17 protein-coding genes are annotated in these 20293 nt (G+C 66.9%); 11 read left to right on the forward strand and 6 right to left on the reverse strand.

Features of this window, described 5'->3' with window-relative positions:
* Positions 1 to 129 precede the first annotated feature (129 nt).
* Positions 130 to 1986, reverse strand: a complete 1857-nt coding sequence (locus tag ACI1V7_RS11745; RefSeq protein WP_404531942.1) for a sensor histidine kinase — start codon at positions 1984 to 1986, stop codon at positions 130 to 132.
* Between the two features lie 231 nt (positions 1987 to 2217).
* A complete protein-coding gene (locus ACI1V7_RS11750; RefSeq protein ID WP_404531943.1) occupies positions 2218 to 3969 on the reverse strand; it encodes a glutamine--tRNA ligase/YqeY domain fusion protein in 1752 nt (583 codons plus the stop codon).
* 226 nt (positions 3970 to 4195) lie between these two features.
* Here ACI1V7_RS11750 and ACI1V7_RS11755 point away from each other — a divergent pair, with 226 nt between their 5' ends.
* The 6 genes from ACI1V7_RS11755 (at position 4196) to ACI1V7_RS11780 (ending at position 8578) form a co-directional block, all read left to right on the forward strand.
* Entirely contained in the window at positions 4196 to 4486 is a 291-nt protein-coding gene (locus tag ACI1V7_RS11755) for a DnaJ domain-containing protein (protein ID WP_404531944.1), read from the forward strand.
* A gap of 52 nt (positions 4487 to 4538) precedes the next feature.
* A complete protein-coding gene (locus tag ACI1V7_RS11760) occupies positions 4539 to 5063 on the forward strand; it encodes a hypothetical protein (protein ID WP_404531945.1) in 525 nt (174 codons plus the stop codon).
* A complete protein-coding gene (locus tag ACI1V7_RS11765; protein WP_314541303.1) occupies positions 5060 to 5842 on the forward strand; it encodes a hypothetical protein in 783 nt (260 codons plus the stop codon). The genes ACI1V7_RS11760 and ACI1V7_RS11765 overlap by 4 nt, the downstream gene beginning before the upstream one ends.
* Before the next feature lie 17 nt (positions 5843 to 5859).
* Positions 5860 to 6741: a hypothetical protein gene (locus tag ACI1V7_RS11770; protein ID WP_404531946.1), complete on the forward strand. Its 882-nt coding sequence runs from the start codon at positions 5860 to 5862 to the stop codon at positions 6739 to 6741.
* A gap of 132 nt (positions 6742 to 6873) precedes the next feature.
* A complete protein-coding gene (locus tag ACI1V7_RS11775; RefSeq protein WP_404531947.1) occupies positions 6874 to 8100 on the forward strand; it encodes an MFS transporter in 1227 nt (408 codons plus the stop codon).
* A 160-nt stretch (positions 8101 to 8260) separates the two neighbouring features.
* Positions 8261 to 8578, forward strand: coding sequence for a hypothetical protein (locus ACI1V7_RS11780; protein ID WP_404531948.1), 318 nt, complete (start codon positions 8261 to 8263; stop codon positions 8576 to 8578).
* A 138-nt stretch (positions 8579 to 8716) separates the two neighbouring features.
* Here the strand turns inward: ACI1V7_RS11780 and ACI1V7_RS11785 are convergent, their stop codons facing one another.
* Positions 8717 to 9937, reverse strand: a complete 1221-nt coding sequence (locus ACI1V7_RS11785; RefSeq protein ID WP_404531949.1) for a CaiB/BaiF CoA transferase family protein — start codon at positions 9935 to 9937, stop codon at positions 8717 to 8719.
* A gap of 37 nt (positions 9938 to 9974) precedes the next feature.
* Positions 9975 to 11738 carry a cation:proton antiporter domain-containing protein gene (locus ACI1V7_RS11790; RefSeq protein ID WP_404531950.1) on the reverse strand — a complete coding sequence of 588 codons (1764 nt, stop codon included), beginning with the start codon at positions 11736 to 11738 and terminating at the stop codon, positions 9975 to 9977.
* 241 nt (positions 11739 to 11979) lie between these two features.
* On the opposite strand from ACI1V7_RS11790, the gene ACI1V7_RS11795 reads away from it, so the two are divergent.
* A complete protein-coding gene (locus tag ACI1V7_RS11795; RefSeq protein ID WP_404531951.1) occupies positions 11980 to 13044 on the forward strand; it encodes an acyltransferase family protein in 1065 nt (354 codons plus the stop codon).
* Between the two features lie 99 nt (positions 13045 to 13143).
* On the opposite strand, the gene ACI1V7_RS11800 is transcribed toward ACI1V7_RS11795, so the two are convergent.
* Complete coding sequence (locus ACI1V7_RS11800; RefSeq protein ID WP_404531952.1) at positions 13144 to 15471, reverse strand: family 1 glycosylhydrolase; 2328 nt, start codon at positions 15469 to 15471, stop codon at positions 13144 to 13146.
* A gap of 294 nt (positions 15472 to 15765) precedes the next feature.
* On the opposite strand from ACI1V7_RS11800, the gene trpS reads away from it, so the two are divergent.
* Complete coding sequence (trpS, locus tag ACI1V7_RS11805) at positions 15766 to 16788, forward strand: tryptophan--tRNA ligase (RefSeq protein WP_404531953.1); 1023 nt, start codon at positions 15766 to 15768, stop codon at positions 16786 to 16788.
* 120 nt (positions 16789 to 16908) lie between these two features.
* Entirely contained in the window at positions 16909 to 17958 is a 1050-nt protein-coding gene (locus ACI1V7_RS11810; protein ID WP_404531955.1) for a serine endopeptidase, read from the forward strand.
* Between the two features lie 127 nt (positions 17959 to 18085).
* Here the strand turns inward: ACI1V7_RS11810 and ACI1V7_RS11815 are convergent, their stop codons facing one another.
* Positions 18086 to 18517 (reverse strand): DUF3597 domain-containing protein, encoded by a 432-nt coding sequence (locus ACI1V7_RS11815; RefSeq protein ID WP_404532521.1) that lies wholly within the window; start codon positions 18515 to 18517, stop codon positions 18086 to 18088.
* Between the two features lie 690 nt (positions 18518 to 19207).
* On the opposite strand from ACI1V7_RS11815, the gene ACI1V7_RS11820 reads away from it, so the two are divergent.
* Positions 19208 to 19507: a DUF1294 domain-containing protein gene (locus tag ACI1V7_RS11820; RefSeq protein ID WP_404531957.1), complete on the forward strand. Its 300-nt coding sequence runs from the start codon at positions 19208 to 19210 to the stop codon at positions 19505 to 19507.
* Positions 19508 to 19519: 12 nt separating this feature from the next.
* Positions 19520 to 20284, forward strand: coding sequence for a glycerophosphodiester phosphodiesterase (gene ugpQ, locus ACI1V7_RS11825; protein ID WP_404531958.1), 765 nt, complete (start codon positions 19520 to 19522; stop codon positions 20282 to 20284).
* Positions 20285 to 20293 lie beyond the last annotated feature (9 nt).

The following is a 20293-nucleotide window of genomic DNA, read 5'->3' on the forward strand; positions in this document are numbered from 1 at the left end:
GTTCGACGACTGTGCCATTTCCGAGCAGCAAGGACAAAATCTGTCTTTGACCTGCATTACCTGTGCTCAATGTAGTTGAGCCAACTAGTGTAATACTTGCGGTTAGTCAATATTCGGGACCAAACGGTTTCAGATGACGGCCGACCCGGACTTGAATTCGTGTTGCGGATACAGGGGCGGCTCCGCCGCGCCGATCACGGGCGCCGAGACCATCACCGTCGTCCCGCCTTCCGGCTCGCTGAACACGGCGCAGGTGCCGCCCAGGATGACGATGCGTTCCTCGATGCCGACCAGGCCGAAGGAACCGAACTTGTTGTGGCCGCCCGGCGGCAGGCCGACACCGTTGTCCTTGACCGTCAGCGACAGCCAGTCGCCGTTCAGGCGCAGCTCGACCCGGACCTCGGTGGCGTTCGCGTGGCGCACGATATTGGTCAGGGATTCCTGCAGGATGCGGAAGAACGCGGTGGCGCAATGGTCGGGCAGGGCGATGTCGCCGTAATCGTCGTGTACTTCGCAGCGGATGCCGGTGCGGCGCTGGAACTGGTTGACCTGCCATTCGACGGCGGCCGACAGGCCCAGGTCGAGCACCGTGGGACGCAGGTCGTTGATGATCTGGCGCACGCTCTTGATCGTGGTGTCGATCTGCAGCAGCGTGGCGCGGGCGCGCTTGTGCAGGATGCCGTGCGAGCCCTTGGTGCGGGTGGCCAGCAGCTCCGTCTCGATGCGCAGGGCCAGCAGGTTCTGGCCCAGGTCGTCGTGGATCTCGCGCGCGATGCGCTTGCGCTCCAGTTCCTTGATCTGGTAGGCGTGGTCGGCCAGGCGCCGCAGCTTGTAGTGCGACAGCTGCAGCTTGCTCTGGCTCTCGCGCAGCTCGCTCGTCATTTCGCGGGCCAGCACGAGGGCGGCGCGGCGCGACGACGTCAGGATGTACAGCAGCGCATACAACAGGATCGAGCCGAGGAAGCCGAAGGCCATCATCAGCTTCGGATAGTAGGCGTCGAATTCCGTGTACAGCGCCGACTTGGGCACGCTGTAGACGGTTTTCCAGGGGCGGCCGTTGTAGTCCAGCGGCAGCGAGGTCGAGAAGATGTCGTCCCCCTGCGCCAGGGCGGGCCTGGGAACGGTAGCGGTGCCCCTGCTGTCGAACAGTGTCATGACGGGAGCGTTGAGTACCCGGCCTTCCGCATCCAGTTGCAGTCCCGTGTCGAACAAGGTCATGCGCATGCCCGTCAGCGGAATTTCGTCCATGGCGCCGTGCAGCAGCTTGGGCACGCTGAAGGCGATCCCGATCGAGCCGGTATAGGCCGCACGGCGCTGGGCCACCGTATCCCGCGGCATGCCGTGGCGGTAGACGGGCAGGCGCATGCCGAGATAGATGTCGTTCGGCCTGGACAGCAATGGAATCGGCGAGCCGGACACCAGTATGGTGCCCTGGTCGCGCGATTGCAGCAATTGCGTGCCGAAATAGCCGTTGGCAAGCAGGTCGATGCCGAACAGCTGGGGATACACGGGATCGGGCTCGAAATAGGTGACGACCAGGTATTCCTGGCGGATGCCGGGGGGCGAAATGCCGAGGGGGGCATCGTCGCGCCCGAGATGCCGATGGATGTTCTCCCGCCAGTGCTCCATCAGCGCGGAACGGTCGGACTCGCTCACATGGAGCGCGAAATTGATGCTGTCGATCGCCGGGAAATGCCTGTTCAGCTCGACGCCGCGCACGTACTCGTGGAACTCCTCATGATCGATGTGGTTGGAGCTCTGCAGCACGCTGGCCGTGTTGCGCAGCAGGTCCGTGTACGACTTGATGCGCACCTCGATCACGCTCTGGGCGTAGCGCGCATGGTTGTTAAAGCGCTCGCGCGCATCGCTCTCGATCGAACGGTGGGTGAAGATGTACAGCGAGCTGCCGATCAGCGAGGACAGCAGCGCGCCGATCCAGAACGAGACCTTCGTGATGGAAAAGGCATCCCGCAGCACCGTAGACATGGCAATCCCCGACGGACGTATTTATCCATCGCAACTTACTTAAGTTGGGTGCGGGGGTGACCTAGCAGATCAGACGGGTTGTGGGCGGAAATAAGCAGGGATATGCACGTTGTTTCCCGGGAGGCGTGAAGAATGCCGGTGGCATTCTTCACCCGGACGTCGCGCGATGCGATGGACATCGGACCCCTGCCAGGGCAGGGGTGACGGTGGCGGATTGCCCGCCACGGTCGCTTACTTGGCCCAGCTGTCCTTGAGCGTGGTGACGCGGTTGAACACCGGCTTGCCCGGCAGGGAATCGACGCGGTCGGCCACGAAGTAGCCGTGGCGCTCGAACTGGAAGCGCTGGTCGGCCACGGCGTCCTTCAGGCCCGGCTCCAGGTAGGCCGTGACGGTTTCCAGCGCGTTCGGGTTCAGCACCGACTTGAAGTCGCGGCCGCCCGCATCCGGCTGCGGTTCCGTGAACAGGCGGTCGTACAGGCGCACCTCGGCTTGCAGCGCGTGCGAGGCGCTGACCCAGGTGATGTTGCCCTTGACCTTGTAGTTGTCGGCGCCCGGCGTGCCCGATTTCGAATCCTCGAAATAGTTCACGTGGACGGCCGTCACGTTGCCCTGCTCGTCCTTGTCGAAGCCCGTGCACTCGACCACGAAGCCGTACTTCAGGCGCACGCGCGCGCCCGGCTTGTCGGCCGTGGGCGGGGTGAAGCGGTGGTAGCCCTTGGTCGGCACTTCCATGAAGTCTTCCTGCTCGATCCACAGTTCCTTGGTGAACGGGAAGGAACGGCTGCCCAGTTCCGGATGGTGCGGGTGGACCGGCGCGCTGCACTCGACGACTTCGCCTTCGGGGAAGTTATCGACGATCAGCTTCAGCGGACGCAGCACGGCGATCGCGCGCGGGGCCTTCGGATCGAGGTCGTCGCGCAGCGCGCCTTCCAGCGTGCTCATGTCGATCCAGCCATCGACCTTGGACACGCCAATGCGCTCGCAGAACAGCTGGATCGATTCCGGCGTGTAGCCGCGGCGGCGCAGGCCGACGATGGTGGGCATGCGCGGGTCGTCCCAGCCCGTGACGATCTTTTCGTCGACCAGCTGGCGCAGCTTGCGCTTGGAGGTGACGACATAGGTCAGGTTCAGGCGCGAGAATTCGTACTGGCGCGGCACCGGACGGGTGAAGAAGCCGCCGTCGGCCAGTGTCTCCACGAGCCAGTCGTAGAAGGGGCGGTGGTCGGTGAATTCCAGCGTGCACAGCGAATGGGTGATGTCTTCCAGCGCATCCGAGATCGGGTGCGTGTAGTCGTACATCGGGTAGATGCACCATTTGTCGCCCGTGCGGTGGTGGTGCGCATGGCGGATGCGGTACAGGGCCGGGTCGCGGTTGGTCATGATGGGCGAGGCCATCGCGTCCTCGCTCATCTTGGCGCGCAGGATGTGTTCGCCGTCCTTGTACTTGCCGGCCTTCATGTCGCGGAACAGTTGCAGCGATTCCTCGACCGGGCGGTTGCGGAACGGCGAGTTGGTGCCCGGCGTGCCGAAGTTGCCGCGGTTCTTCGCCATTTCCTCGGCACTCTGGCTGTCGACGTAGGCCTTGCCTTCCTTGATCAGGTACTCGGCCATCTCGTACAGCTTGTCGAAGTAGTCGCTGGCGTAGTGCAGGTATTCCTGGCCGCCTTGTTCCCAGGTGAAGCCCAGCCACTTGACGCTGTCCATGATGGTGTCGACGTACTCCTGGTCTTCCTTTTCGGGATTGGTGTCGTCGAAGCGCAGGTGGCAGCGGCCGGCGTAGTCGCGCGCCAGGCCGAAGTTCAGGCAGATCGATTTGGCATGGCCCACGTGCAGGTAGCCGTTCGGCTCCGGCGGGAAGCGCGTGATGACCGGGGGCATGCCTGCGCGGGCGTGGGTGCCCGCCGCGAGATCGGATTCGACGATCGCGCGTACGAAATTCGACGACGGCGCAGGTGCCGCCGCGGAGTTCTTGTCGTTGCTCATGGAGACTAGTTCTGGATAGGTAATATCCAGGCATTTTACCGTAGATACACGGGACCGGGCCGCCTATGTGGGCAAGCGCACGGTTTGGCGCGCCACCCAGGACGGATACTGGACGCGCCTTGCCTTCCGGCGGGCGAAGCGGCCATGGCGAACCTGTCAAGATGGCGCTTTCTATAGCATAATCTCGGATTGACATTTTTTTTTCGGCATAGCCGGAGAGTTCCAAGTGGAAAATCTATATGCGATCCTCGGCGTCGCGCCGAACGCCACCGACGACGACATCAAGAAGGTTTATCGCTCGCTGGCGATGCGCTACCACCCGGACCGCAACCAGGCGCCGGGCGCGGAAGCGCGTTTCAAGGCCGTCACCAAGGCTTACGAGGTCCTGTCCGATCCGGCCCGGCGGGCCGAGTACGACCAGAGCGTGAACCACCGCATCGTGCTCGATGCCGAGGCGGAAGCGTTCGAGTTGTGGCGCTCGCTGTTCGCGCTGAACGGCGTCAACATCGCGGCGTGACCGCGCAGGGCCGGCCCCGCGCCCCCACACCCCAACAGAATACGAGTCGAACATGAAAAAAGTACATCCGGAATTCGCTTTCCAGTCGCGCGAACTGGAAGGCCAGATCGAAGGCACGCTGGGCGATCCGCCCAACCGCAAGAACTACGACATGATGGTGCAGGCCCTTGTGTCCGAATATGCCAGCGGCGACGGCCTGGACGACGTCAACATGATGGCGTTCGCCCTGGTCGACCGCATCCGCTTCACCGATCCCAAGGGCCTGATCCGCGAAGCCTATGACTACGAGGGCGGCGACCCGGCCCACGTGTTCTCGATGGCCAATTGCGACGGCGACGAGGAAGGCAAGGCCATGTACGAGGCGATCTGCGCCAACCATCCGGAACTGGCGCGCCAGGCCATCGTCACCGCCTTCCTGTACAAGAACCAGGCGCGCTGGGAAGACGATGACCAGTCGCTCGACCAGCTGGCGCGCGACGACGAGGGCGACGACGACGAGCTCGACGAAACGGCAGCCGGCGCCGCCGGCGACGACTTCGTCGACCTGTTCGACCAGGATGGAGGCGAACGCGAATGAGCGACGAGAACAAATCCAACCTGCCCGCGCTGACCAAGCAGGTCGGCGACCTGGTGCTGGCCGGTTCGCTGCAGCACGCCGAGGAAGCGCTGTCACAGGCGGCCGACGAGCACGGCGACTACGCCGTGGCCGAAGTGCTGTCGACGCTCCCGCCGCAGGTGACCGCGCTGCACCTGGCCGGCTTCGACGGCGCCAAGACCTCGCTGGCGACGCTGCTGGTGCCGCCCAAGGCCTGGGCCGAGAGCCTGGCCTACCTGGCTGCGACCTGGCCGGACGACATGATCGAGGACGATCCCGAGCGCATCGCCGAGGGCCTGTTCAACCACCTGCACGGCGTCGTCTACGCGACGGACGACGAGGACCGCCGCCACGAGCTGCTCGCCGAGGCCTCGGCCACCGACTACGGCGCCACCGCGTTCGCCATCGTGTGGTCGCTGGCGCCGCGCGAGATCCTCGAGGTGGCCGGCGAGATCAACAACCGCGGCCCGCACATCAACGTGCACACGACGTCCGACAGCGACATCGTGCCGCTGGCCGTCGACCTGGCCAAGGCCAGCGAGGACGGCTGGCAGCGTTCGCTGCTCGAGCTGTTCCCGGAGTACCGCAACACGGCCGACCTGGCCGACGTCGAGCTGCCGGACGACCCGGACGAGGAGCCGGAATTCCAGCAGCGCACGACGCGCGAACTGCTGTACCGCCTGCGCAAGCAGGTGCCGTCCGTGCGCAGCCAGCCGCGCCGCAGCGGCCGCCGCAGCATGGGCACGGACATCTTCTCGTGAGCGGGGTACAAGCGAGCATGCTGCCAGCGATCGTCATCGAGAAACTGCCGCGCCTGGTGCGCGCGATCCGCCTGATCCCGGGCCGGGCCAGCGCCGAGGAAGCGGCCGGCCTGGCCGACGAGCTGGCGGGCATCACCGCCATGGTCGCGGAAAAATTCACCAACGACCGCACGGCCGAGGGCATCGGCCGCGCCCAGCTGCTCACCATCGGCTGCGTGTCGCTGGGCCTGGAAGACCTGGTCGGCGACGAGCCGGACGAGGTGGGCGACGAAGCCGCCGTCGGCGTGCTGGTGAGCGAGGGGGCGGAGCTCGTGTTCCAGGCGGGTTTCCGCATGATCCGCGAACTGGCCGCGCTGCCGGAAGACACGCTGCTGGGCGAGTTCGACAACGATCCCGTGTACGCGCAGCGCCGCCTGAAGGAGCTGTTCGTCGACATCTGCACCGCCGACCCGGGCGAGACCTGGACCGGTCACCAGCGCTACCTGGGCCAGCTCAAGCAGCGCCAGGAAACCCAGGCCGTCGTGCGCACCGCCCAGTGGCTGCGCCGCCACCACTGGGAAGGCGCCGTCCAGGATCCGGACCTGAACGCCGAGGGCGTGATCGCGCTGGCGATCGTGTTCGGCATCGACGGCAGCGGCCGCATCGTGGCGCGCACGGGGCAGAAGGAGTTCGAGCGCTTCGTGAACGCGGTGAGGAAGGCCCAGCCGGACTTCCAGGCCGGCTGGGCCAGGCTGCTGGAGAACATCCCGGCGCCGCAGCAGGCCATCATCGCCAAGCGCATCGAGGCCTACCGCGACAGCACCTTCCTGAAGAACATCGCAGGCAAGGTGCCGCTGGCGCAGCTGTTCGTCGAGCTGGAAAACTACGCCGGTTCCGAGATCGACGCCGAGTATCCGTAGTCCAGGGGTCAGGGTCCGGTGTTGATGGTTGGACGCTGACCCCGGTGTTCCGCCGCGCCATCGTTCCCTGCCCGTATGGACATGCCGATCCCCGTTTGCGGCTATGATTGGCCGTAAAAAGGATCCATCCGCATGTCCCATCCCCCCATCACCACCGGCAGCGCCGAATTCAAGCGCATCAACCGCGCCATGGTCTTCGGCGGCTTTTCCACCTTCGCCCTGCTGTACTGCGTGCAGCCACTGATGCCGCTGCTGGCGCGCGATTTTTCCCTCACGCCGGCGCAGAGCAGCCTCGCGCTGTCCGTCGCCACCGCCGCGCTGGCGGTATCGCTGCTGGTCTCCAGCGTGCTGTCCGAGCGCCATGGCAGGAAGCCCCTCATGGCCGGCTCGATGTTCGCCGGCGGCGTGCTCACGCTGCTGGCCGCGTTCGCCCACAGCTATCCGCAGCTGCTGGCGCTGCGCGCGCTGCTCGGCCTGCTGCTGGGCGGGATGCCGGCGCTGGCGATGGCCTACCTCAGCGAAGAGATCGACGGTCCCTCGCTGGGCCATTCGATGGGCCTGTACATCGGCGGCAGCGCGTTCGGCGGCATGGCCGGCCGCGTGCTGTCGTCCTTCATCAGCGATTTCTACGACTGGCGCGTCGCCATGGGCGTGATGGGCGTGGCGGGCCTGTACGCCGCGTTCGAATTCAACCGCAGCCTGCCGGCGTCGCGCCGCTTCCGCCAGGGGCAGGGCGGCTTCGCTGCCCTGTTCCACGGCACGATCCGGCACCTGCGCGACGAGGGCCTGCCCTGGCTGTTCTGCCTGTCCTTCCTGCTGATGGGTTCTTTCGTCAGCATGTACAACTATATCGGCTACCGCCTGCTGGCGCCGCCGTACGCCTTGCGCCAGAGCGCCGTCGGCGCCTTGTCGGTGCTGTACCTGCTGGGCATCTTCAGTTCCGTCTGGGCCGGCAAATTGGCCGACCGCCTGGGGCGGCGCAACGTGCTGTGGCTGGTGATGGGCGTGATGCTGGCGGGCCTGCTGCTGACGCTGGCCGCGCCGCTGGCCTTCGTCGTCGTCGGGATGGGCCTGTTCACCTTCGGCTTCTTTGCCTCCCATTCGGTGGCCAGCAGCTGGGTCGGGCGGCGCGCGCGGCCGCCGCAGGCGCTGGCCTCGGCCCTGTACCTGTTCTTCTACTACCTGGGTTCGAGCGTCGTCGGCTGGCTTGCCGGCATCCTGTGGGCGCATGGCGGCTGGGCTGGCGTCGTCACGCTGCTGGGTGCGATCCTGGCGGCCGCGGTGGGCGTCGCGCTGCGCCTGCGCGGCCTTGCGCCGCTGGCGCCGCTGCCCGCCAAGCCTGTGTCCGAAGCGCAATAGTCAATCAAATCCGGTAAATATACGGGCACATTATTGCTGAGTTTCCCCACTCTTCCGTATGTTTCGTGCGCCAGCTTTGCTGTAAAAAGCTTAATATGACGATTCCAGGCCCGCACTTCACGCAGTGCGGACACTCACCATCCATGCGAAGGAGTACGTCATGTTGCAAGCAAACGAAATCCAGCAGCGATTCACGCATATTCAGCAAACCATCGGCGAAGCGCAGCAGGCGCTGGGCGACGCGCCGAACGAAATCCGCGACTGCATCGAGAAGCTGTCGCGCGAAGCGCAGCAGGCGAAGGACGTGGTGCAATCGAACGACCAGCAGCGCGTGATCGAATACGTCGACCGCCTGGAAGACATGGGCGACGAAGCCAAGCGCATCAGCCGCTCGCTGCCGCAGATGCCTGCCCACTTGGAAGCGGCAGTGACCCGCGTGCACGCCGAGCTGTCGGACCTGAAGCACAAGCTGCACTAAGAACTCTGTGGGCGGCAATGCCGTCCGCTTGAATCGACAGCGCGTCGCCCCTGCGCAGGCAGGGGCCCAATTCTGTTCGCCGCACGCGAACTTGGGCCCCTGCCTGCGCAGGGGCGACGGCGTTTCTGTGCGAGGTTCTCAGACGACGTTGCGCGCCCGCAGGGCGGCGATCTCCTCGCCGTTCTTGCCCAGCACCTCGCGCAGCACCTCGTCCGTATGCTGGCCCAGCAGCGGCGGTGCCATGTCGCTCGTCGCCGGCGTCGCCGACAGCTTCATCGGGCTGCGCACCAGTTTCACCTTGCCCGCGGCGGGGTGCGGCAATGCGATCTCCATGCCGCGCGCGCGCACCTGCTCGTTGGCGAACACCTCGTCCAGCTCGTTGATCGGTCCGCACGGCACGCCCTGTTCCTCCAGCAGCGCGATCCATTCGTCGCGGCGTTTTTCCAGCACCATCTCGGCCAGCAGCGGCACCAGCGCATCGCGGTTCTGCACGCGCAGCGGATTGGTGGCGAAGCGCGCGTCGTGCGCCAGTTCCGGCCGGCCGCCCGCCTCGACGAACTTGCGGTACTGGCCGTCGTTGCCGGCGGCGACGATGAGGTGGCCGTCCAGGCAGGCAAAGGTCTGGTAGGGCACGATGCTGGCGTGGGCATTGCCCCAGCGGCGCGGACGCTTGCCGCTGGCGAGGTAGCTGCTGCCGACATTGGCCAGCATGGCGACCTGCGTGTCGAGCAGCGACATGTCGATGTGCTGGCCTTCGCCCGTGCGGTCGCGGTGCGTGAGCGCGGCCAGGATCGCCACGGTCGCATACATGCCCGTCATGAGGTCCGTCAGGGCGACGCCGGCCTTCTGCGGGCCGCCGCCGGGCAGGTCGTCGCGCTCGCCCGTGACCGACATCAGCCCGCCCATGCCCTGGACCAGGAAGTCGTAGCCGGCGCGGCCGGCGTAGGGGCCGTCCTGGCCGAAGCCCGTGATCGAGCAGTACACGAGGTCAGGCTTGAGCGCGCGCAGCGATGCGTAGTCCAGGCCATAGCGCGCCAGGTGGCCGACCTTGAAGTTTTCCAGCACGACGTCGCAATGGAGGACCAGTTCGCGCAGCAGCGCCTGGCCGGCCGGGCTGGCGATATCGACGGTGACGGAGCGCTTGCCGCGGTTGGCGGACAGGTAGTAGGCCGCTTCCGTGGTCGGCGCGCCCGCGGCATCCGGCGCGTAGGGCGGACCCCAGGCGCGGGTGTCGTCGCCGGCGCCGGGACGTTCGATCTTGATGACGTCGGCGCCCAGGTCGGCCAGGTTCTGCGCGCACCAGGGACCGGCCAGCACGCGCGACAGGTCCAGGACCCTGATGTGGCCCAATGCCTTCATATTGTCTCCTCGTTTTGTCGTTGTATGGCTCGGCGGATTATAGTCCGGCCTCTGCCTCCAGCGACGCCGCGAACAGGCTGCGCTCGTTGTCGACGGCCACGTCGACGCTGTGCGCGTCCAGGCCCAGGGAGCCGAGCACGAAGGCCGACAGCTGCAGGCTCGCTTCCAGCGTCTCCGGCACCACTACGCTGGCGCCCGCGCGCTTCAGGGTGCGCGCATGCTTTTCGTCGCGCGAGCGGGCGAACAGGCGCGCGTGCGGGAATTCGCGCCGGATGCCGCGCACGGCCTGCAATGCCGCCGCCGGATTGTCCATCGTGAGCACGATGGCCGGCGCCTCGCCCGCATGCACGCGGCGCAGCAGTTCGGCGCGCGCCGCATTGCCGAAATAGACGGGCGCGCCGGCCCCATGCTGCTGCGCCACCAGCTTGGCGTCGGTCTCGAACGCGATCCATGGGATGCCCTGGCTGGCGAGCAGCTTGGCGAGCTGCTGGCCCACGCGCCCGAAGCCGGCGATGATCACGCGGCCGCCCGCCGACGGCGGCAGCGCATCCGCCTGCGGCAGGGTGTGCGCGCGTGCGCGCGCTTCCCAGCGCTCGCCGATGGCGCGTCCCAGTTTCGCCAGCAGCGGCGTGATGAACAGCGACAGGCCGACGGCCAGCATCACGCGCCCGCCCAGCGCCGCGTCGAGCAGCCGGCTGGCGACGGCGTAGCCGATCACGATGAAGGCGAACTCGCCGCCCTGGCCCAGCAGCAGTCCACCCTCGACGGCGCGGCCCCACGACAGGCCGCCCGCGCGCAGCAGCGGCGCGATCACGGCCGTCTTGCACAGCACCAGTCCCAGCACCGCGCCGGCCAGCCACACGGGCGCCTGCACGACCTGCAGCACGTCCATGCCCATCCCGACCGTCATGAAGAACAGGCCCATCAGCAGGCCCTTGAACGGTTCGATCATCAGCTCGACCTCGTGCTTGAACTCCGTCTCCGCCAGCAGCAGGCCCGCGATCAGCGCGCCCAGCGCCATCGACAGTCCGGCCATCCAGCACAGGCCTGCGATGCCGAAGGTCGACAGCAGGATCAGGGCCATGAACACGTCCGGCTGGCGGTTGCGGGCGAATGCGCGGAACAGCGGACGGACCACGCGGCCGCCGACCAGGTAGATGAGGGCGATGGCGACGGCCGCCTTGGCCATTGCGATCAGCACCTGCAGCGCGATGTCCGCGCCGCCGGCTGCCCCACCGCCGGCCAGCGCGCCGATCAGGATCAGGATCGGCACCACGGCCAGGTCCTGGAACATCAGCACGGCGAACGTGGCCTGGCCCAGGGGCGAGCCGGTGTCGTGGCGCTCGCCCAGCAACTGCATGACGACGGCCGTCGAGGACAGCGACAGCACCAGGCCCAGCACGAGGGCCGCATCCATGCCGGGTGCCAGCAGCAGGGCCACGGCGCCGCCGACCAGCGCGGCGCACAGCACGACCTGGGCGGCGCCGATGCCGAACACCCAGCGCCGCATCGCCCACAGCCGCGCGGCCGACAGCTCCAGGCCGATCATGAACATCAGGAACAGCACGCCCAGCTCGGCGAGCATCGCGACGTCCTCGTTGTTGGGGAAGGTGAACCAGCCGAGCCAGTGCAGGTCCTCGGCCATGCGCCCGAGACCGAAGGGGCCGAGCAGGGCGCCGACGGCAAGGAAGCCCAGCACCGGGTTGATGCGCAGGCGCTGCAGCGTGGGGATCAGGATGCCGGACAGGGTCAGGAACAGGAGGATTTCCCGTAGGAAGGGGAAGGCGTGTTGCTCTTGCACGGGCGGCTTGGCACAGGAAATGGTGGCGCTTGCCATTGTAAACATGATGGCGGTGGGGGCGCAAACCATGGGTAGCCGGATCGGTTGTCAAGCGCGGAACGCAAGCAATATGTCGGACTTTTTTACACCGGCCCTACTGGCTGACCAAAATGTGTTTCTAAGCAATTGTTAAAAAAGGAAAATATTTCTCGGGCATGTTATTTGCTTAACAAACTAGCCTCGTGATTCATCGTAGAAAACCATGCATCTCGCCCCTGATATCGCGAAACGTATTTCGATCCTGCGCACGGTGCTTATCCTGTTCGTCGTGTTGCTGCACATCGGTACGCCCAACGTAAAGGCCCTGGACGGCAACGACCTGCTGCAGCTGGCCAGGTTTTTCTTCCAGGACGAACTGGGAAGGCTGGCCGTGCCGACATTGACGATGGTGTCCGGCTACCTGCTATTTGCCAGCGGACTCGACCTGGCACCGCTCAAGCTGTACGCGAAGAAGATCCGGACGCTGCTGGTACCGTTCTTTTTCTTCAATATCGTCTATTTCGCCGTGCAGTACGGGATCGAATACACGACGGGATGGGCGCCGCTGTACCTGCTGGTCAGCAAGCCGGATCATCAGATTCTCAATTACCTGTTCAACTACGATGGCATCCCGCTGAACGGGGCATTGCACTTCCTGCGCGACCTGTTCGTCCTGGTCCTCCTGGCGCCGCTGTTCGGCTACTTCATGCGGCGCATGCCGACGCTGGGCCTCATCCTCGTCATCGCCGTCTTCATGAACGACCTGGACGGCCACCTGGTCAACTGCAATACGATGGCAGTGCTGTTCTACATCGGCGGCATGGCGGCGACGGGCCGCTGGGACGTCAGGCGCCTGGACCGTTTCGCGGTGCCCGCGCTGGCGCTGCTGGCGGCCGTCTGCATCGGCACGATCTACTTCAGGGTCGACGATTACGTCTACATCTACCTGACGGCCCCGCTGGCGGTCTGGCCGGCATCGTCGCTACTGCTCGGCACACGCTTCGGCGACTGGGCGGCGAACTACAGCAAATACAGCTTCCTGCTGTTCCTGACGCATACACCCTTGATCCGCCTGGCGGAAAACCTGTGCGCCCACTATGGGGCCAGCGTGCTCGATATCGGCTACGCGGCGCCGACCTTCCTGGTGCTCGTCGGGATCACGCCGCTCGCCTACGCGGTGGCCATGCGCGCGATGCCGAGGACGTTCTGCGTTCTCGTGGGCGGACGCGCGCGCAAGCCGGAGGCGCCCGCCGGCGTGGAACCGGTGGGCGCCGTGCCGGCGCGCTGAACGGGGGACGGCGCTGCCGCCCGCATGCGGCGATGGCCCGGGTAGCCCGGGCGGCATGCCGGCGACTTCCTGCGGCGGTCCGCCTTGCGGGCCTTTACTTCAGCTGCGCTTGACCTGCAGCGCGTCCACCGGGGTTTGTTCGAGCTGGCGCTCGCCCGCCTGCGGCTGGCGGCTTTCCGCCGTGCGGATCAGCTCTTCCATCTCCGGATCGTCCTGATTGCGCAGCTCAAGGTAGCGCGCGATGGCGTTGTCCAGCGGCGGCAGCAGGATGCCGCGTTCGCTCGTCATGGCGGCGTAGCGCGGGCGCGCCGCGGCCATGCCCAGTTCGGCTGCGGGCACGGCCTGCAACGTGGCGGCATCGATGCCGGCGGCGTCGGCGGCCTTGCGCGCCAGCTCGGCCCAGGTGACGGCGCCCGCGTTGGCCAGGTGCCAGATGCCCGCTTCCGCGTCGATGGCGAGATCGAGGCAGGTATGCACCAGGTCCGGCACGTAGGTGGGCGAGACGGTCAGGTCGGACGCGGCGCGGAAGGTCTCGCCGCGCTCCAGCGCCTGCAGCGCCAGGGTGACGAAGTTGTGCCGGTCCCAGGGGCCGAAGAAGGCGCTGGTGCGCACGACGAGGGCGCCCGGGTGCGCTTCCAGCACGCGCCGTTCCGCGTCCTGCTTGCTGCGGCCGTAGACGTTCAGCGGCGCGGCGGCATCGCTTTCGACGTAGGGCGTGTCCTTGGCGCCGTCGAACACGAGGTCGCTGGAGAACGTGGTCAGGTGCACGCCGTGGCGCGCGCAGGCGGCGGCCAGGTTGGCGGCGCCGTCGGCGTTCTCGCGCATGCAGCGTTCGCGTTCGCCATCGCGCTCGGCATCGTCCACGCGCACGTAGCCGGCCGTGTTGATCACGGCCCAGGGACGGTACTGCGCCAGCGCGCGCTCGATGGAGTCGGCATCGCCAATGTCCATGTCCTGGCGCGACAGCAGGCGGCAGGCGATGCGGCGGCGGTGGCAGGCGAGGGCGAAGGCGCGGCCCAGCGTGCCGGTGGCGCCCGTGATCAGCACGGGGCGCACGTCGCCGGGGACCTGGACGTGGCCGTCGGCCGTGATCGACGTGATGGCGTCGGGCGTGGCGACCGGCTGGCACAGGAAGCGCCCCGGGCGGCGCCACCAGCCCTGGGCGCGCAGCACCGGGTGCGACAGCGGCGTGCCGGACGACAGTTCGCGCATCATGCGCGCCACCGCGGTCGGGCGCGGCGGCTGCGAGCGCACGTCGAAGGCGCCCGACTCGTAGTAGCCGCGGGCCTGGGTGACGAGGCTGTTCCAGTCGAAGGCGCCCAGCAGCGACCAGACGGTGACGGCGCGCACGTCGGCGCCGCCCCCGCGCGCTTCCTTGGCGCCTTCCCAGATCTCGAGCAGCCAGCGCAGCTGGTCCTCGCGGTTGGCGTCGATGTGGGCTTCGGTGATGGCCAGCGGGATGCCGTAGCGTTCCCAGGCTTCCATCAGCAGCGGCGCGATGCCGGCCGTCGGCGTGGCCAGTGCGCGCGAGGCTTCGATGTCGGCGCAGGGGATGCCGTCGGCCACGCCGCGGTGGTGCTCGGGGTAGCGTTCCGGACGGTGGTCGAGCCAGCGCTCGCTCGTCACGTAGTAATTGACGCCCATGACGTCCGGCGGGCAGGGATTGTCCTTGAACCACAGGAATTCCTCGGCCGGGATGCCGGTCTTGAGCAAGTAGTTCCACAAGGCGTGCCCTTCGTCGACCATGCCGCACAGCAGGTCCCAGCCGAGCCAGCGGCGCTCGTTGTAGAACTCGACGATGCGGCCCATCTCGGGCGTGCCGTAGGTCTTGCCCAAGTCGTCCGTCTGCACCAGTTTTGCTTGCGGGTTGACGGCGCGGATCGCGCGCATCGACAGCACGGTGGCGCGGCACTGGTTCAGCAGCGCCTGGATGAAAGTGCGGTCGTCGCGGCCGTGCGGATACCAGACGCCGTACAGGCCGGCGAAGCGGGCCGTCGTGCAGATCTCGTTGACGGGCGTGTAGTACTCGAGCCATGGATAGCGCGCGGCGACGGCGCCGGCGTACTCGGCCAGCTGCCCGGCGAAGGCGGGATCGACGAGGCTCGTGTGGCGCGGGCCGCTGCCGTGGTGGATCAGGCCGGCGATCGGCGTCACGCCGTGTTCGCGCAGGGCGGGCAGGCGCTCGTCCGGCCAGGTCCAGTCGGCTTTGTCGATGCCGTCGGGGGCCGTGCGTTCCCACAGGACGGGATAGCGGATGGCGCGGATGCCGGTGGCGGCGAAGCGTTCGATGTCGTCGGCACGGTCGTGGTGGCCGTTGCGTTCGAGCTGCTGGTGATAGTCGTCGCGGACGCGATTGACGGTGCATTCGAGGCCGCCCCACAGTTCGAGGGGACGGGCGTGGCTGTTCGTGCTCTTTGTCGTAGTCATAATTCACCAATCTTGTTAATTTTGTTGCAACAAAAAATCCAGCACCTTCCCGCGTCATGAAAAAAGGCGATGCGGGACGGGGGCCATGTCGCGTGGCGGTTGACAGCGCTGCGTCAACCTGCAACCATGCAGCCCATGAATTTTTCGTATCCACAATCCGTACAGTCCTGGTGGCGCCGCTGACAGCGCGCGGCCAGGGTATGGATGTGTATCTCGACTAAACGCCGCCTCGATTCAGGTGGCGTTTTTTTACGCGCGGATCGAGGCTTGAAACACCGTTTTTAAGGAAACTCGATGAGTCAGCAAACCTCGAACGCTCCCGCGCCTGTCATCCTGACCGGCGATCGTCCCACCGGGCCGCTGCACCTGGGCCACTTCGTCGGCAGCCTCCGCAATCGCGTCACTTACCAGGATCAATACCGTCAGTACATCATGCTCGCGGACGCCCAGGCGCTCACCGACAACATGGATGACATCGGTAAGGTACACCGGAACGTGGTGGAAGTGGCGCTCGATTACCTTGCCGTGGGGATCGACCCGGCCAAGTCGACGATCCTCGTGCAGTCGCAGATCCCGGAGCTGGCCGAGCTGACCTTCTACTACCTGAACCTGGTGACGGTGTCGCGCCTGGAGCGCAACCCCACCGTCAAGCAGGAAATCATCCTGCGCGGCTTCGAGCGCGACATCCCGGCCGGCTTCCTCGTCTACCCGGCCAGCCAGGCCGCCGACATCACGGCGTTCAAGGCCTCGATCGTGCCGGTGGGCGAAGACCAGATCCCGATGATCGAGCAGTGCAACGAGATCGTGCGCCGCTTCAACCGCGACGCCGGCCGCGACATCCTCGTCGAGTGCAAGGCGATCGTGCCGGAAGTGGGCCGCCTGCCGGGCATCGACGGCAAGGCCAAGATGAGCAAGTCGCTGGGCAATACGATCAACCTGGGCGCGACTGCCGACGAGATCCGCGCCGCCGTCAAGATGGTCTACACGGACCCGCTGCACCTGAAGGTCTCGGACCCGGGCCACATCGAAGGCAACGTCGCCTTCCTGTACCTGGACGCGTTCGACACGGACAAGGAAGGCTTGGCCGAGATGAAGGCGCACTACCAGCGCGGCGGCCTGGGCGACTCCGTCGTCAAGAAGCGCCTGGAAGGCATCCTGCAGGAACTGATCGAGCCGATCCGCACGCGCCGCGAGGAACTGGCCAAGGACAAGGGCCAGGTGCTGCAGATCCTCAAGGAAGGCACGCTCAAGGCGCGCGAAGTGGCGGCGCAGACCATGGATGAAGTGCGCAAGGCGCTGGGCCTGAGCTACTTCTAATTCGTCTGAGGTAGCACGGTGCGGCACCTGCGGTAGCGCAAAGCAGGTGTCCGAGACTTCTTTATTTACCCGCTAGTTGTTTGATGACAACCTGTGATTTTCAATCATGGGAGCCGTCGAATGAACAAGGGTTTGCGCTTGACCGAGCAGTGGATGCGGCGGGCCTTGTGGCTCGTCGCCATCGTGTTTGCCGGTTTCCTGATCGGGCTGGGCGGCAAGATCGTCGGCAACATGGCCGACCTCGAGACGCTGCCATCGGCCGAGCAATTGATCGATGCTTCCCGCGGCGCCGCATTGCGCGCCGACATCGAACGCGCCCGCAGGGCGCACGATGCGGCGAGCCAGGCCCTGGCACAGGCGCGCCAGAAGCACGAGGTGGCGCAGGCCAACACGCGCAGCGCGCGCCAGGCCTTCGGCAACTGGATCGCGACGCGCCAGACGACGGCGCGGCCGGACCAGGACCGCGAACTTGTCGAGCGTACCCGCCAGCTGGACGGCCTCGTCGCCGCCGAACGCGCGGCGCTGGCCGCCGTCCAGGACCAGCAGCAGGTCGCCCTCGATGCCAGTCAGGCGCAACGCCGCGCCACCAACGCCTACGAGGCACTGCTGGCACCGGCGCGCAAGGCGGCCGCCGATGCCGCCGAACGGGCACAGCGCAAGGTCTTTCTGTACCGCCTCGCGCTGACGCTGCCGCTGCTGCTGGCGGCCGGCTGGCTGTTCAAGCACAAGCGCAACAGCACCTACTGGCCGTTCGCCTGGGGCTTCATCTTCTTCGCGCTGTTCGCCTTCTTCGTCGAGCTGGTCCCGTACCTGCCCAGCTACGGTGGCTATGTGCGCTACGGCGTCGGGATCGTCGTCACCGTCCTCGTCGGGCGCTACGCGATCCGCTGGCTCAATGCCTGGCTGGCCCGGCAGAAGGCGGCCGAGGCGCTGCCGGAACAGGAGCGGCGCACGACGATGCGCTACGACGTGGCGCTGGAACGCATCCGCAAGAACGTCTGCCCGTCGTGCGAGCGCGTCACGGATTTCCGCGACGGCACGCTGAACAACTGTCCCCATTGCGGCATCGGCCTGTTCGACCGCTGCGCCGGGTGCGGCACGCGCAAGAACGCGTTCATGCGCTACTGTTTCTCGTGCGGGACGGCGGCGAATGCGAGCCTGGCCGATTGAGGACCTGAAACGCCGTCGTCCCTGCGCAGGCAGGGACCCAATCTTGTGTGCGCAGCGACAGCGCCAGCAGAAATTGGGTCCCTGCCTGCGCAGGGACGACGTTCTTATGCCATCAATGGCGCCGGACTCAGTCCTTCAGATCCGCCGGCACCTTGCCGCCATTGGCCGCCAGCTTGTTCATGACCTGGCGGTGCAGCCAGATGTTCATGCTGGCCGAGTCGTTGGTATCGCCGGTGTAGTGCAGCTCGGCCGCCAGTTCCTTGCGCGCCTGCAGGCTGCTGTCCAGGCCCAGCAGCTTGAGCAGGTCGACGATCGACGTGCGCCAGTTCAGCTGCTGGCCGGATTGCTGCTGCATCGTGGCCAGCACCTGTTCCACGTCCACCTGCGGCACCGCGGCGGCCGGGGCGGGGGCCGGGGCGGGCGCTGCCTGGGGGACCGGCTGTGGCGCGGCCGGCGCCGGGGCGGGCGCGGCTTGTGTCGGGGCCGGTTGGGCCGGGGTGGTGTTGGCCGGATGCTTGGCCGGGAAGATCTTGTGGAAGATGTCGCCGAGGATGCCCATGTTTGCTCCTTTGTCGGTGGTTGCGGGTTGGTTGGTGGTGTCGTTGCCGCGGTTCTGCAGTCCCTTGGCCATATAGCCCAGCGCGACCGCCAGCGCGGCGCCGCCGATGGTCTTCACCAGCGTCGGGTGTTCGGCGTAGAAGTCGCCCATGCGTTCGACGATGCCGGGGTTGTCCTGTTCCGCGCGGGCCGCCAGTTCCTGGACCGTCTGCGGCGACAGCTGCGCCGCCTGCTCCGGCGAGATGTGGCCCTGCTCGGCGCCTTTCAGGTTGCCCAGCACGCCGCCGGCGACGGTCGCCAGCACGGACGGGTTGATGTTCGAGATCAGGCGGTTGAGCATGCCGGCACGCTGGTCCGGGCTGCCGTTGCTGAACAGCTGGCCGACGAGCTGCGCGAACGGCGGCGTCTGGCCGGAACGCAGCGCTTCCGTCACGCCCTGCGCCAGCGAGGCGCGCGGCGCGTTCTGCGCGACGTTGTCGAAATCGTTCTCGGCCTGGGCCGGATTGGCATTGCCGCCGAGGTAGTGCTGCAGCAGGTTTCCGAAATCAAAACCCATCTTGTCCTCCTTGAATAATCCATCGAAGGTCGAGCGTAGGCCACGCACGGGAGATGCTCCGTTCGTTGCCGAACCCAGCGCGGGTATCGAGATTTCCATATGGACATGAGAGACGGGCGCACGTAAGCTCCTGCCATGACTTCCCTGCATTCCATCGCATCGCTGCTCGCGCTCGCCTACCTGGGCCTGAGCGTCGTCTGCTTCGCCGTCTACGCGAACGACAAGGCCGCGGCCCGGCGCGGCGGCCGGCGCACGCCCGAACGCACGCTGCTGGCGCTGGCCCTGCTGGGCGGCTGGCCGGGTGCCTTGATTGCCCAGCGCCGGCTGCGCCACAAGACGTCCAAGGCGGCGTTCCAGCGCGTGTTCTGGCTGACGGTCGCGCTGAACGTGGCCGCCTGCGCCTGGCTGGTGTGGGCCTTGCCGATCTGGACCTGAATGGAGATGACCATGTGGCCCTATCCCAGGATTCTCGCCCACCGCGGCGGCGGTACGCTGGCCCCGGAAAACACGCTGGCCGGCGTCCGGCGCGGCATGGTGGCGGGCTTCCGGGCGATCGAATACGACGTGATGCTGGCGCGCGACGGCGTGCCCGTGGTGCTGCACGATCCGGTGCTGGGCCGCACGGTGGCGGCGCCGGGCAGCGTGACCGATTACGACGCGCTGGCGCTGGCGGCGCTGGATGCGGGCAGCTGGTTCGGTCCCGGCTACGCGGGCGAGCCGGTGCCGCTGTTCGCCGAGTTCGCCCAGTACTGCAAGGCGCACGGCGTCTGGATGAACATCGAGCTCAAGCCCGCACCCGGCTTCGACGCCGCCACCGGCACGACGGTCGCGCGCATGACGGCGGCGCTGTTCGCCGAGGAGTTAGACCATGCGCCGGCGAGCGGGCAGGCGGCGCGCGTGCCCTTGCTGTCCTCGTTCAGCGAGGCGGCCCTGCAAGCGGCCCGCGTGGCCGCGCCGCGGCTGCCGCGCGCGCTGCTGGTCGACGCCTTGCCCCCGGACTGGCGCGAACGGGCGGCCGCGCTCGACGTCGCCGCGCTGCACGTCGACCACCTGGCGCTGACGGCGGCGCAGGCGGCGGACGTCAAGGCCGCCGGCCTGGGCCTGTTCTGCTATACCGTCAACGAGCCGGCGCGCGCCCGCGAACTGCTGGGCTGGGGCGTGGACGCGTTCTGCACGGACCGCATCGACCTGATCGGACCGGGTTTTCGCTAAAAACCTTTC

Source organism: Massilia paldalensis (assembly GCF_044901715.1).
Lineage (GTDB): Bacteria > Pseudomonadota > Gammaproteobacteria > Burkholderiales > Burkholderiaceae_D > Telluria > Telluria paldalensis.